The sequence below is a fragment of the Streptomyces sp. NPDC093089 genome (assembly GCF_044754405.1).
In the GTDB taxonomy this organism is placed as follows: Bacteria; Actinomycetota; Actinomycetes; order Streptomycetales; family Streptomycetaceae; genus Streptomyces.
Genome location: NZ_JBIVPA010000006.1, coordinates 309,771 through 322,969 on the forward strand (window position 1 = coordinate 309,771; position 13,199 = coordinate 322,969).

The window sequence follows — 13,199 nt, forward strand, 5'->3', positions numbered from 1 at the left end:
CTCCGACGGGGAAGGGCCGTGCCGGTCGCCCGGCACGGCCCTTCCTCATGGAGTGACGGCTGATCAGATGTCGATGACCCGGTAGCCGATGACGTAGACGCCGCCGGAGCCCTCGACGGTGCGCCACTGGGTCTCGGCGCCGACCTCGCTGCCGGTGACGAGCGTGGAGCCCAGCTTGTCGTCGCCGCCGAAGGTGTCCTTGTCCCAGAGGGTCAGGGTCCGGGCCTGCTCCTTGCCGAGGATGAGGGCCGCGTTGCCGTTGCCGTCGGCCATGGAGCGGACGTAGCCGGAGCCCATCGTCTGGTAGCTGATGCCACTGCCGGGCCAGACCTTGACGGCGTTGCCGTTGGCGTCGGTGATCTTGAGGTAGGCCTCGTCGTGGTCGCCCTCGCTGTTCTGCTGGCAGTGCAGCTCGAAGAGCTCGATCTTCACGTAGTCGATCGGCTCGGCGTGCGCGGTGCCGGCGAAGGCGCCGACGGTGCCGAGTCCGAGCAGGGCGGTGGCGGCCAGTCGGACGATTCGGTTCTTGCGCATGTGGTCCCCCCACACATCGGGTCACTGGTGTGTGACATGAGTCCCGGTCCGCCGTTCCCGGCGGGCCGTCGTGCCGTTTCCCCCCGGCACGACACTCACTGTGCCCGTCCGGCCCGGTCCGGTTCTACGCGCGTTCCGCTGGACGGAACGGGGACGCGAATCCGTCTTCCCGGGGGCGCTCAGAGCACGAGGGCGGTCGTCGGAACCGGTCTTCGCTGTCCGCCCCGGGCGAGCGCGCGGGTGATGGCGGCCCCCGCCTCGGCGACCGCCTGGGCGAGCGCGTCGAGCCGGCGGCCGGCCGGGACCATGCCGGCGAGGGCGGCGACGGTACGCCCGTCGGGGGCGCGGACCGGCAGCGAGGCGCAGCACACCCCCTCCATCACCTCCTCCCGGTCCAGGACCGCCCCGCCCCGGAGAGGGCCGCGCAGGGCCTTCCCGGCGGCGGTGTCGAGGCGGAAGGCGATGCCGTCCCGTACCGGCAGCAGCGGCTCCAGGTCCCCCGGCACCGAGCTCACCGTGATGGCCATCTCCTCGCGCATCACGGCGAGGACCACGCTGGCGCCCGTGACGCCCCGGAGCCGCTGGAGCGGCAGTCGGGCGGCGGGCACCAGGCCGGGGTGCGGCTCCCAGGCCTGGCCGAGGCGGTAGAGCTGCGGGCCGACGCGGTAGCGGTTGCCCCTGCGCTCGACGGCGCCGACCCCGACGAGCTGGTCGAGCAGTCGGTGCACGCTGCCCTTCGGTACGCCGCAGGCGAGCGCCAGCTCGGTCACTCCGGCCTCGTCGCCGCTCCGGCGCAACGCGTCGAGCAGCGCGAACGCCCCTTCGAGGACGCCACGGCCGCGCTCCGGCGCCTGCCCGCGCCCGGCCTCCCGGCCGGTCCCGATGGTCACCGCGCCGCCTTCCGGCCCACGTCCCGTACCGGTGTCCATGAGTCTCCCCCGACTCTCACGCCCCAGCCGTGGTCCCCCGATGGCACGGCTCCGGGCCCGCCTCCCACCATGCCGCAGACCCGGACGAATCGACGAAGGGCTCGTGCGGCGCGTCGTGTCGCGGGGGCTGCGGCGGGCCTGCCGCGCGGCCACCGCGCGGAGCCCCGCGGGCCTGCGCCGGGAGGGGGCGTCCGGCCGCGTAGGGTGTCCGCTCATGAGAGACGCTCATCCGTCCGCCCCCCGGTCGCGGCGCCGCAGGAACACCGCCCTCGCCACGGCGGTGCTCGGCGTGGCCGCCGTCGGCACCGCGTTCGTGGTCGCCGCGCCGCCCTCCCGGTCCGCACCCCGCCCGGCAGCGGCGGCGACGGACGACGCGAACGGCTCGACCCCCTGGCTCCGCGCGGCGGGGGCGCCGCCGGCCGTGATCGCCCACCGGGGCGCGCCGTCCGCCGCTCCCGAGAACACCCTGGTCTCGGACGAGGTGGCCCGCCGGGGCGGGGCGAAGTGGATCGAGAACGACGTCCAGCCGAGCAAGGACGGAGTGCCGTACATCCTCCACGACACGACCGTCGACCGGACGACCGACGGCACGGGCCGGGTCCGCGCCCTGACCGCCGCCCAGCTGGACGCCCTCGACGCCGGGTCCTGGTTCGCGCCCGCGTACGCGGGTGTCCGCGTCCCGACGCTCGCCGCCCAGCTGGCGGACCTGCGCGAGCGCGGCGGGAACCTGCTCCTGGAGATCAAGGGCGCGCACACCCGTGCCGAGGTCGCCCGTATCGTGCGGGACATCCGGGAGCAGGACATGAGCGACCGGGTCTTCGTGCAGAGCTTCGACGTCCCGTCGCTCGAGTACGCGCACGAGCTCGCGCCCGACCTGCCGCTCGGCCTGCTGCGGGTCACCCTGGACGCGGACCCGGTCGCGCTGGCCGAGCAGCTGGACCTCTCCGCGTACAACGTCTCGGACGCGGCGCTCGCCACCCGCCCGCAGGTCGTCTCCGAGCTGCACTCGGCCGGCGTGGCCGTGAACGTCTGGACGGTCGACCGCGCGGCCCGCTGGAAGGAGCTCGACGCGCTCGGGGTGGACGGGATCATCACCAACCGCCCGACCGAGCTGGGCGGTTGGATCTCGGGCCGGTCGAACTGAGCCGTTACGGGGTGACCTTGACGTCGTCGACGAAGGCCCGGGCCATGACGGCGGCGGTGTGGACGACGGTCCCGGGCTTGATGAGGCCACCCTCGCCGCCGTCGCCCTTCACCTGGACCGTGCGCTCTCCGAGGAAGGCGTACGTCTTGCTGTCGAAGATCCACTCGGTGCGCTGTCCGCCGACCTCACTGAGCCGCGCGACCGCGACGCCCTTGCGGCCGGCCGCGTCGGTGGCGCTGTCGACCGTCACGACGCCGGGGATCTTCGCGGCGGCCCTGTAGAGCGCGGCCGTCAGTTCCGGGGAGGGCCAGCTCTCGACGAGCAGGTCGCCGATGGTGGTGAAGGCCTGCTGGTCCTTGCCGCTGCCCTGCCCCTCGGTCTCCTTGTAGATCTTCCGCAGCAGTGCGTCGGGGTCGGTGGGGAGTGCGGCGAGGTAGTCGTGCGAGGGCGCGCCGAGGTGCGGCTTCGGGATGTTGCCCTGCTCGTCGCGGCCTTCGAGGGTGATGCCCTCGGGTCCGGTGTTGCCGGGCTCGATCAGCCAGCCCTTGAGGCCGTCCGGGGACCGCCAGGTCTGCCGGGTGTGCAGCGGCTGGCTGACCAGGGTGCTCTTGTCGCCGACGGTCTTCACGTGCGTGCCCGCGGCCCGGGTCTCGATGTAGATGTACTGGCCGGCGCGGCCCTTGGGGGCGTCCACCTCGGCGGCGGCGAGCGAGATCCGGTCGAGGAGCCCGGGCGCGCCGTGCTCGTTCACGGTGCCGATCGTGGTGGTGAGGACGGGGCCGGTGGCGCGGTCGTCGGTGCCGTTGGCGCCGCCGGGCAGGACGACGAGGGCGCCGACGGCGAGCGCGCCGGCGAGGGCGGTGGCGGCCGGGAGGAGGATCGCCTTGCGCAGGAACGGGTTGCGCGCGGGGCGGGCGGCGGTGGCGATGCGGTCTTCGTGGATCCGGTTCATCAGGCGCTCCTTGTGGAACTGGTGGCGGCCCGGAGGAAGTTCGCGTTCCTCGATCGCCGGAAGGTCTCCGCTCTCCTGCCGGTTCGCCGTTCGGGGCTGGTTCGGTTCGGGGTTCATCGGATTCCTTCCTGCGCGGGCCGGACCGCGTTCACGCGATCACCTGTTGTCTGTCGGGGGCGGGGGGCGGGTTCCCGTTTTTCTCGGGCGAGTTCTTTCTCGGCCCCGGTACGGAGCTTGGTGCGGGCGCGGGAGAGCCGGGAGCGGACGGTGCCGACGGCCACGCCGAGGGCCTCGGCGGCCTCGGTGTAGGCGAGGCCCTCCCAGAGGCAGAGCACGAGGACCTCGCGCTCGGTGCGGCGCAGCGTCCCGAGCGCGCGCAGGGTGGCGGCGATGCGGCGGCGGTCGTCGAGCCGGCCCGCGACCTCGGAGGCGTGGTCGGGTACCGAGGCCTCGGGCGGTCCGGCCGCGGCGTACGCGGCGGCGGCGGCCCGGTAGCGGCGGTTGCCCCGGCAGTGGTTGCGGGCGACGTTGGTGGCGACGCCGAGCAGCCAGGGCCGGACGGATCCCCCTTCTGGGTCCACCTTCCCCCGGAGCCGCCAGGCCTCCAGGAAGGTCGCCGCCATGACGTCCTCGGCGACCGACCAGTCGCCGGTGAGCCGGAAGGCGTGGTTGTAGACGCTTCGGGAGTAGGAGTCGAAGAGCTCGGCGAAGGCCGAGGGGTCCCCGTCCCTGATGCGTGCGCGCAGGTCGATGTTCACGTCTCTCGTCTGTCCGGCACCGGGAGCGGGTTCCCGTGACGCCGGTCACATCAGGGGGCGAGTTCTGCCAGGAGCTCGGGGTTGACGGCGCGGAGGATCGTCGCGACGTCCTCGGGGTCGGCAGCCGCCCACAACACCCGCCGCGCCTCCCGGTACTTGGCGGCGAGCCGCTCCCGCTGCCCGGGCGGGAGCGATGCCGACCGGTCCGCGCGACTGTTGTGCGCGTTGTCGGCGATCTTCACGAGCGTGGCGTCGGGATCCTCCGTGATGCGGCGGATCTTCTCCTCGTACGGCGCGCCCGGCCGGTTGGTGACGGCGTCGACGATGGCGACGACCCGGTCGGGGATCCCCGCGGCGCGGAGCCGCTCCGTCGTCCACCCGGTGTCCTCGACGACGTCGTGCAGCAGCCCCGCCATGACCAGCTGCGGGCCGAAGGCCTCCAGGCCCGCGGCGACCGCCCTCACGTGCGCGACGTACGGGACGCCGATCTTGTCGGTCTGTCCGGCGTGCGCCCGGTCGGCGAGCGCGTCCACCTCGGCGAGAGTCTTCATCCCCCCATCATCGCGGGCGCGGGGCCGGGCTCAGCGCTTCGCGGCCGCGACCGGTTCCGGCTCGCCCGCGCCCTCGCCCTCGGTGTCGAGGTGGGGGAGGATCCGGTCCAGCCAACCCGGGATCCACCAGGCGTGCTTGCCGAGGAGGGTCATGACGGCGGGCACGAGGAGGAGGCGGACCACCGTGGCGTCGATGAGGACGCTGGCCGCGAGGCCGAGGCCGAGCATCTTGACGACGATGTTGTCGGAGACGACGAAGGCCGCGAAGACGCTGACCATGATCAGCGCGGCGCAGGTGATGACCCTGGCGGTGATCTCCAGGGCGTGGGCCACCGAGGCCTCGGGGTCCCCGGTGCGCAGCCAGGCCTCGCGGACGCGGGAGAGCAGGAAGATCTCGTAGTCCATGCTCAGCCCGAAGACGATGGCGAACATCATCATGGGGACGTAGCTCTCGATGGGCACCTTGCCGGAGACGCCGAGCGCGGGTCCGCCCCAGCCCCATTGGAAGACGGCCACGACCACGCCGTACGAGGCGGCGATGGAGAGCACGTTGAGCACGGCGGCCTTGACCGCGACCAGGAGGCCGCGGAAGACGATGAGGATGACGAAGAACGCGAGGGCCACGACGACGGCGATGATCAGCGGCAGGCGGCTGGAGACGATGTCGAGGAAGTCGACCTGGGCGGCCGTGGTGCCGGTGACGTAGGTCTTCGCGTCGGTGCCGGCGACGGCCTGGGGCAGGACGTCGTCGACGAGGTGGTCGGTCAGCTGGGTGGTCTTCTCGTCCTGCGGGGAGGCGACGGAGTAGGCGGTGCCGATGAGCACGTCGCCGTCCGGGGTGGTCTGCAGCGGGGTGATGGAGGCGGCGTCCGGGACGCCGGTGAGCGCCGTCTGGAGTTTGGAGGCGAGGGCCGCCCGGTCGGCGGACGGCACGGCCGTCTGGTCGACGACGACGGTCAGCGGCCCGTTCGCGCCCGGTCCGAAGGCCGTGGAGATGAGGTCGTACGCCCTGCGGTCGGTGAACGACTCGGGGTCGGCGCCGTCGCCGATGTGGCCGAGCTGGATGAACAGCAGGGGGAAGGCCAGGATCAGCAGGGTGATGACGCCGCCGGTGAGGAACCACCAGGGGCGCTTCTGCACGCGCTGCGCGTACCGGTGCCAGGTGCCGTGGGCGGGTGTGCCGGGCTCGGCGTCGGTCTCCGCGACGGGCTTGCGCACGTGGTAGCGGTCGATGCGCTTGCCGACGAGTCCGAGCACGGCGGGGACGAGGGTGAGGGCGGCGATGACCGCGGTGACGACCGTGAAGGCGGCCGCGAGGCCGAGTTTGCCGATGAAGGTGACGCCGGAGACCCACAGGCCGGACAGGGCGATGACGACGGTGCAGCCGGACACGAGGACGGCGCGGCCGCTGGTGGTGGTGGCGAGGCCGGCGGAGTCGGCGGGATCGTGGCCGTTCATGAGGTTCTGGCGGTGGCGGGTGATGAGGAACAGCGCGTAGTCGATGCCGACGCCGAGGCCGATCATGGTGGCCAGGGTGGGCGAGACGGTGCCGAAGGTGAAGGCGGCGGCGGCGAGGCCGAGCAGGGCGAGCCCGCAGATCGCGCCGAGGAGCGCGGTGACCAGGGGCATGACCGCGCCGATGACGCTGCCGAAGCCGATGAGGAGGACGACGATGGCGACGGCGAAGCCGATCGCCTCGCTGGTGCGGTCGTCGGCCGCGGGGCGGGCGAGTTCGCCGAGCGGGCCGCCGTACTCGACGGTGACTCCGGCGTCCCTGAGCGGCTGCACGGCGGCGTCGACGCCGTTCAGGTACTCGGTCCCGAGGGTGGAGGGCGTCACGCTGAAGCGCATGGTGATGTAGGCGGTCTTGCCGTCGGTGGAGAGCGGGCCGGTGTTGGGGGTCCCGCTCGGGGGTGCCGGCGGCGTGGTGCCCGGCGGCGGCAGCGGGTTCTGGACGCTGAGGACGTCGGGGAGCTTCGCCAGGGCGGCGACGGCGGAGTTGACGGTCGACGCCTCGTCGGTGAGCGGGCCCGACGGCCGGTTAAGCACGACCTGGGCGCCGTAGCCGCCGGCGGCCGGGTCGTGTGCCTGGAGGACGTCGAGCCCTTCGGCCGACTGCACTCCGGGGAGCGCGAAGTTGTCGGAGAACTGTCCGCCGACGGCCCGGTCGGTGATCTGGAGGCCCGCGACGGCCGCCAGCCACAGGGCGATGACGACGAGGAAATGCCGAGCGCACCAGTGTCCGAGTCGGTAGAGGACGCCCTTGGACGGTGCGGGCCGGTTCGTGGCCGGACTTCCTGCGTTCATGGCGTGGCCGTGTCCGTAGAGGAGATCCCCGAGCCGATCCGGTACCTGCGTCGTGCGCGCTACTCCGTCCATTGTTCGCCTGCCGCGGCGCTCCGGCATCTCGGCCGGAGCGGGGCCGGGCGCCGTGGCCCCGGCGGCTCAGGTCAGCAGGTGGTCGGTGTGGGAGGAGCGGCGGGCCGCGGCCAGGAGGGCGTGGATGCGGGGGCCGGCCTGGTCGATGTCGGTGACGGGCGTGGGGAACGGCAGCCGGACGTCCTGGTGTCCGGTGCGGTGTTCGAGGCGCAGGGTGATGCCGTACCGGTCGAGGGCGAGGGGCAGTGCGCGGACCAGGTCCCGTCGGGGGCGCGGCCGGACGAGGCGGAGCAGCAGGGGGACGAGGGCGGCGTGGCCGTCGACGAGGTGGGTGAGCATGCCGGCCTCGCAGCCGGCCATGGGGTCGGGTTCGACGGCCTCGAGTTCGTCGAGTCCGACGAAGGCGCGTCCGTCGGCGTCCTCCAGGAGCGCCTGGCAGAACTCCATGCAGGTGCTCGTGGTGGTGTCCGAGGTGTACGGCGCGGACAGCACTCCCGTCAGGGTGACGCGGGCGCGCAGGCGTTGGCGTACGGGGGTGGGGGCGATGTCGGTGAACTCCAGGCGGACGGGGATGCGCGCGGTGCGTCCGGCGGGGCAGTCCTCCGACGGGGCGTGGAGGTGGATGCGGCCCATCGGCCCCGTGCCGTCCAGGAGGTGCACCTCCTGGTGGAGTCCGTCGGTGACGACGTTCATGGAGTGGGCGGCGGAGAGGATCGACCGGACGCGCTCGGCGGGGCTCGGCCGGCCGGCGCGGGTGCTGAAGGGACGCATGGGTTCTCCCGGGACGGGTGACGGAGACACCTTGGCTCGCCACTTAGGTAAGCCTAACCTAACTCACGATCGGGAAGAGAAGAAGGTCACAGTCGTACGCCCTCCTGCTCCTTTGTCGATCTCCCCTAGCATCCGAGCATGACGGTCCTGCCTGACGACGGCCTCTCTTTGGCGTCCGAATTCCCTGACGCGCCACACGAACAGTGGCAAAACCTTGTGGCGGGTGTCCTGCGCAAGTCCGGCAAGGAGGTCTCCGGCGCCGCCGCCGAGGACGCCCTGTCCACCCTCCTCGAGGACGGGATCGGCATCCGGCCGCTGTACACCGCGCACGACACCGCACACGACGCCGGACTCCCCGGCTTCGCCCCCTTCGTCCGCGGCGACCGCGCCGAGGGCAACACCGGCGGCGGCTGGGACGTACGCCAGCGCCACACGGCCCCCGACGCCGACGCGGTCCTCTCCGACCTGGAGAACGGCGTCACCTCCCTCTGGCTGGGCGTCGGCGGATCCGGCATCCCGGTCTCCTCCCTCCCCACCGTCCTGAAGGACGTCTACCTCGACCTGGCGCCCGTCGTCCTCGACGCGGGCGACGAGACGCCCGCCGCCGCCGACCGGCTCCTGCGGCTGTACGAGGAGCGGGGCGTCGCCCCGGAGGCGGCGCGGGGCAACCTCGGCGCGGACCCCCTGGGCTTCGAGGCCCGGACCGGCCGCCCGGCGTACGACCTCGCGGCCGTCGCCGGCCTCGCCCGCCGCTGCACCGACACCCACCCGGGCCTGCGGACGCTGACCGTGGACGCGCTGCCGTACCACGAGGCCGGCGGCTCGGCCGCGCAGGAACTGGGCTGCTCGCTCGCGACCGGCGTCGCCTACCTGCGCGGTCTCACCGAGGCCGGACTGAGCGTCACCGAGGCCTGCGCCCAGCTGGAGTTCCGCTACGCGGCCACCGCCGACCAGTTCCTCACCATCGCCAAGCTGCGCGCCGCGCGCCGCCTCTGGGCCCGGGTGGCCGAGGCCTGCGGCGCGCCGCAGGCAGGGGCCCAGCTCCAGCACGCCGTCACCTCGCCGGTGATGATGACCCGCCGCGACCCGTGGGTGAACATGCTCCGCACCACGGTGGCCACCCTCGCCGCCGGAGTCGGCGGCGCCTCCAGCGTCACGGTCCTCCCCTTCGACGAGGCGCTCGGCCTGCCCGACGCGTTCGCCCGCCGCATCGCCCGCAACACCTCCACCATCCTCATCGAGGAATCGCACCTCGCCCGGGTGATCGACCCCGCCGGCGGCTCCTGGTACGTCGAGCGACTCACCGACGAACTCGCCCACGCCGCCTGGGAGTTCTTCCGGAGCATCGAGCGGGACGGCGGTCAGGAGGCGGCGCTGCGCTCCGGCGCGATCGGCGACCGGCTCGCCGAGACCTGGTCCGCCCGCAGCGCCAAGCTGGCCACCCGCCGCGAACCGATCACCGGCGTCAGCGAGTTCCCGCACCTCGACGAGAAGCCCGTCGACCGCGCCCCCGCGCCCGAGCAGCCGTCCGGCGGCCTGCCCCGGGTCCGGCGCGACGAGGCCTTCGAGGCGCTGCGCGCCCGCTCCGACGCCCACCTGGCGGCGACCGGCGCCCGGCCCCGCGTCTACCTGGCCGCGCTCGGCCCGGCCGCCGCCCACTCGGCCCGCCTCGCCTTCGCCGACAACCTGTTCCGGACGGGCGGCATCGAGCCCGTCGCGGAGGGCTCCTTCGAGGAGAGCGGCGCCACGGAGGCGTGCCTCTGCTCCAGCGACGCGCTGTACGCGGAGCAGGCGGAGACCGCGGCCGCCGAGCTGCGGGCGGCGGGAGCCGCGCACGTGTTCCTCGCCGGCCGCCCCGCGCAGTACGCCGGCGTCGACGCGTACGCCTTCGCCGGCTGCGACGCCGTCGCCCTGCTCTCCACCACCCTTGACCGCATGGGAGTGTCCTGATGTCCATCCCCGATTTCTCCGGGATCGAGCTGGGGGCACAGGCCGCCGACGGCGGCCCCGACGCGTGGCGCACCGCCGTCGAGAAGGCGGCGGGCGGTGACGACCTGCTCTGGGAGACCCCGGAGGGCATCACGGTCAAGCCGCTCTACACCGGGCAGGACCTCGAAGGCCTCGACTTCCTGGGCACGTACCCGGGCATCGCCCCGTACCTGCGCGGCCCGTACCCGACGATGTACGTCAACCAGCCCTGGACGATCCGCCAGTACGCCGGCTTCTCCACCGCCGAGGAGTCGAACGCCTTCTACCGGCGCAACCTCGCCGCGGGGCAGAAGGGCCTGTCGGTCGCCTTCGACCTGCCGACCCACCGCGGCTACGACAGCGACCACCCGCGCGTCACCGGCGACGTCGGCATGGCGGGCGTCGCCATCGACTCGATCTACGACATGCGGCAGCTGTTCGACGGCATCCCGCTGGACCGGATGACCGTGTCGATGACGATGAACGGCGCCGTGCTGCCGGTCCTCGCGCTGTACATCGTGGCCGCCGAGGAGCAGGGCGTACCGCCCGAGAAGCTGGCCGGGACCATCCAGAACGACATCCTCAAGGAGTTCATGGTCCGCAACACGTACATCTACCCGCCCGGGCCGTCGATGCGGATCATCTCCGACATCTTCGCGTACACCTCGCAGCGGATGCCGCGCTACAACTCGATCTCCATCTCCGGCTACCACATCCAGGAGGCGGGCGCGACGGCCGACCTGGAGCTGGCGTACACGCTCGCCGACGGCGTCGAGTACATCCGCGCCGGCCGCGAGGCGGGGCTCGACGTGGACGCGTTCGCACCGCGCCTGTCGTTCTTCTGGGCGATCGGCATGAACTTCTTCATGGAGGTCGCCAAGCTGCGCGCGGCACGGCTGCTCTGGGCCAAGCTGGTCAAGGAGTTCGACCCGAAGAACGCCAAGTCGCTCTCCCTGCGGACCCATTCGCAGACCTCCGGCTGGTCGCTGACCGCCCAGGACGTGTTCAACAACGTCACCCGGACGTGCGTGGAGGCGATGGCGGCGACCCAGGGCCACACCCAGTCGCTGCACACCAACGCCCTGGACGAGGCGCTCGCGCTGCCGACCGACTTCTCGGCGCGCATCGCCCGCAACACCCAGCTCCTCATCCAGCAGGAGTCGGGCACCTGCCGGACCATCGACCCGTGGGGCGGCAGCGCGTACGTCGAAAAGCTCACCCACGACCTCGCCCGCCGCGCCTGGAAGCACATCCAGGAGGTCGAGCAGGCCGGCGGCATGGCCAAGGCCATCGACGCCGGCATCCCGAAGCTCCGCGTCGAGGAGGCGGCTGCCCGCACCCAGGCCCGCATCGACTCCGGGCGCCAGCCGGTCATCGGCGTCAACAAGTACCGGGTGGCGAGCGACGAGCAGATCGACGTGCTCAAGGTCGACAACTCCTCGGTGCGCGCCCAGCAGATCGCCAAGCTGCGCCGACTGCGCGAGGAGCGGGACGAGGCCGCGTGCCAGGCCGCGCTCGACGCGCTCACCCGGGCCGCCGGCGGCGAGGGCAACCTCCTGGAGCTCGCGGTGAACGCCGCCCGCGCGATGGCCACGGTCGGCGAGATCTCGGACGCCCTGGAGAAGGTGTACGGCCGCCACGCGGGCCAGATCCGTACGATCTCCGGTGTGTACCGCAACGAAGCAGGCGAGTCCCCCTCCGTGGACCGCACCCGGGCCCTGGTGGACGCCTTCGGCGAGGAGGAGGGGCGCCGCCCGCGCATCCTCGTCGCCAAGATGGGCCAGGACGGCCACGACCGCGGCCAGAAGGTCATCGCCACCGCCTTCGCCGACCTGGGCTTCGACGTGGACGTCGGCCCGCTGTTCCAGACCCCTGCCGAGGTGGCCCGCCAGGCCGTCGAGGCGGACGTGCACATCGTCGGGGTCTCGTCGCTGGCAGCGGGACACCTCACCCTCGTCCCGGCGCTCCGCGAGGAGCTGGCGGCGGAGGGCCGCGAGGACATCATGATCGTGGTCGGCGGGGTGATCCCGCCGCAGGACGTGCCGACGCTCCTGGAGATGGGCGCCGCCGCGGTCTTCCCGCCGGGGACGGTGATCCCGGACGCGGCCCACGACCTGGTCACCCGGCTCGCGGCCGACCTCGGGCACGCCCGGTGATCGGTCTCGACACGTACGTGGAGGGTGTACTCGGCGGGAAGCGGGCGCTCGTCGCCCGCGCGATCACCCTCGTCGAGTCCACCCGCCCGCAGCACCGGGCCCTCGCGCAGGAGCTGCTCACCGCCCTGCTGCCGCACGCCGGGAAGGCCGTGCGGATCGGGATCAGCGGGGTGCCCGGGGTCGGCAAGTCGACCTTCATCGACGCGTTCGGCACGATGCTGACCGGGCTCGGCCACCGGGTGGCGGTCCTCGCCGTGGACCCGTCGTCGACCCGTACGGGCGGCTCCATCCTGGGTGACAAGACCCGGATGGAGCGGCTGGCCGTCGACCCGGCGGCCTTCGTGCGCCCCTCCCCCAGCGCCGGGACGCTCGGCGGGGTCGCGAAGGCGACCCGCGAGTCGATGGTGGTGATGGAGGCCGCCGGCTACGACGTGGTGCTGGTGGAGACGGTGGGCGTCGGCCAGTCGGAGACCGCGGTCGCGAACATGGTCGACTCGTTCCTGCTGCTGACCCTGGCCCGCACCGGCGACCAGCTCCAGGGCATCAAGAAGGGCGTCCTGGAGCTGGCCGACGTGGTCGCCGTGAACAAGGCGGACGGTCCGCACGAGCGCGACGCCCGCTCGGCCGCGCGGGAGCTCGCGGGCGCGCTCCGGCTGATGCACGGCGCCGACGCGTTCTGGGCGCCGCCGGTCCTCAGCTGCAGCGCGCGCGAGTCGGCGGGCCTGGACGAGGTGTGGGACCGGCTCGGGCAGCACCGCGCGCTGTTGGACTCGACCGGTCGCCTCACGGCGAAGCGGCACGACCAGCAGGTCGACTGGACGTGGACGATGGTCCGCGACGAGCTGCTCCGGCGCCTCCACACGGACCCGTCGGTGCAGGAGCTGGCGCCCGGCCTGGAGCGCCGGGTCAGGGACGGCGAGCTGACGGCGACGCTGGCCGCCGAGCGGATCCTGGCGGCCTTCGGGGAACGCCGGGGCTGATCGGGGAGGGCCGGGACCGACCGGCCGCACGGACCCGGACGCCTGAGTACGGACCCGGACGCCCGAGCCGCACGCAC

General features: G+C 73.2%; 11 protein-coding genes. 4 read left to right on the top strand and 7 right to left on the bottom strand.

Annotated elements, in window-relative coordinates; all coding sequences use genetic code 11:
- Positions 1–63: 63 nt before the first annotated feature.
- Together ACIQFX_RS16620 and ACIQFX_RS16625 are read right to left on the bottom strand one after the other, a co-directional pair.
- Positions 64–534, bottom strand: coding sequence for a hypothetical protein (locus ACIQFX_RS16620; protein ID WP_234439527.1), 471 nt, complete (start codon positions 532–534; stop codon positions 64–66).
- Between the two features lie 179 nt (positions 535–713).
- The gene (locus ACIQFX_RS16625) at positions 714–1,424 is read right to left on the bottom strand and encodes an IclR family transcriptional regulator (RefSeq protein ID WP_402463606.1); all 711 of its coding nucleotides are present in this window, start codon (positions 1,422–1,424) and stop codon (positions 714–716) included.
- Positions 1,425–1,677: 253 nt separating this feature from the next.
- On the opposite strand from ACIQFX_RS16625, the gene ACIQFX_RS16630 reads away from it, so the two are divergent.
- The gene (locus ACIQFX_RS16630) at positions 1,678–2,607 is read left to right on the top strand and encodes a glycerophosphodiester phosphodiesterase (protein ID WP_402463608.1); all 930 of its coding nucleotides are present in this window, start codon (positions 1,678–1,680) and stop codon (positions 2,605–2,607) included.
- Between the two features lie 4 nt (positions 2,608–2,611).
- Here the strand turns inward: ACIQFX_RS16630 and ACIQFX_RS16635 are convergent, their stop codons facing one another.
- The 5 genes from ACIQFX_RS16635 to ACIQFX_RS16655 all read right to left on the bottom strand — a co-directional run bounded on the left by ACIQFX_RS16635 (position 2,612) and on the right by ACIQFX_RS16655 (position 8,018).
- Positions 2,612–3,676 carry a CU044_5270 family protein gene (locus ACIQFX_RS16635; RefSeq protein WP_402463610.1) on the bottom strand — a complete coding sequence of 355 codons (1,065 nt, stop codon included), beginning with the start codon at positions 3,674–3,676 and terminating at the stop codon, positions 2,612–2,614.
- Positions 3,673–4,317, bottom strand: coding sequence for an RNA polymerase sigma factor (locus ACIQFX_RS16640; protein WP_402463612.1), 645 nt, complete (start codon positions 4,315–4,317; stop codon positions 3,673–3,675). Before ACIQFX_RS16640 ends, ACIQFX_RS16635 begins: the two co-directional genes overlap by 4 nt.
- A gap of 50 nt (positions 4,318–4,367) precedes the next feature.
- Positions 4,368–4,868, bottom strand: coding sequence for an HD domain-containing protein (locus ACIQFX_RS16645; RefSeq protein WP_402463614.1), 501 nt, complete (start codon positions 4,866–4,868; stop codon positions 4,368–4,370).
- Positions 4,869–4,898: 30 nt separating this feature from the next.
- The gene (locus ACIQFX_RS16650; protein ID WP_402463616.1) at positions 4,899–7,175 is read right to left on the bottom strand and encodes an MMPL family transporter; all 2,277 of its coding nucleotides are present in this window, start codon (positions 7,173–7,175) and stop codon (positions 4,899–4,901) included.
- Positions 7,176–7,313: 138 nt separating this feature from the next.
- On the bottom strand, positions 7,314–8,018 hold the full coding sequence (locus ACIQFX_RS16655) for a DUF2470 domain-containing protein (RefSeq protein ID WP_402463618.1): 705 nt from the start codon (positions 8,016–8,018) through the stop codon (positions 7,314–7,316).
- A gap of 138 nt (positions 8,019–8,156) precedes the next feature.
- On the opposite strand from ACIQFX_RS16655, the gene ACIQFX_RS16660 reads away from it, so the two are divergent.
- Genes ACIQFX_RS16660 through meaB form a run of 3 tightly spaced genes read left to right on the top strand, consistent with a single transcriptional unit; the run spans position 8,157 to position 13,122 of the window.
- Positions 8,157–9,968: a methylmalonyl-CoA mutase family protein gene (locus ACIQFX_RS16660; RefSeq protein WP_402463620.1), complete on the top strand. Its 1,812-nt coding sequence runs from the start codon at positions 8,157–8,159 to the stop codon at positions 9,966–9,968.
- Positions 9,968–12,142, top strand: a complete 2,175-nt coding sequence (scpA, locus tag ACIQFX_RS16665) for a methylmalonyl-CoA mutase (RefSeq protein ID WP_402463622.1) — start codon at positions 9,968–9,970, stop codon at positions 12,140–12,142. Before ACIQFX_RS16660 ends, scpA begins: the two co-directional genes overlap by 1 nt.
- On the top strand, positions 12,139–13,122 hold the full coding sequence (gene meaB, locus ACIQFX_RS16670; RefSeq protein WP_402463624.1) for a methylmalonyl Co-A mutase-associated GTPase MeaB: 984 nt from the start codon (positions 12,139–12,141) through the stop codon (positions 13,120–13,122). Before scpA ends, meaB begins: the two co-directional genes overlap by 4 nt.
- Positions 13,123–13,199 lie beyond the last annotated feature (77 nt).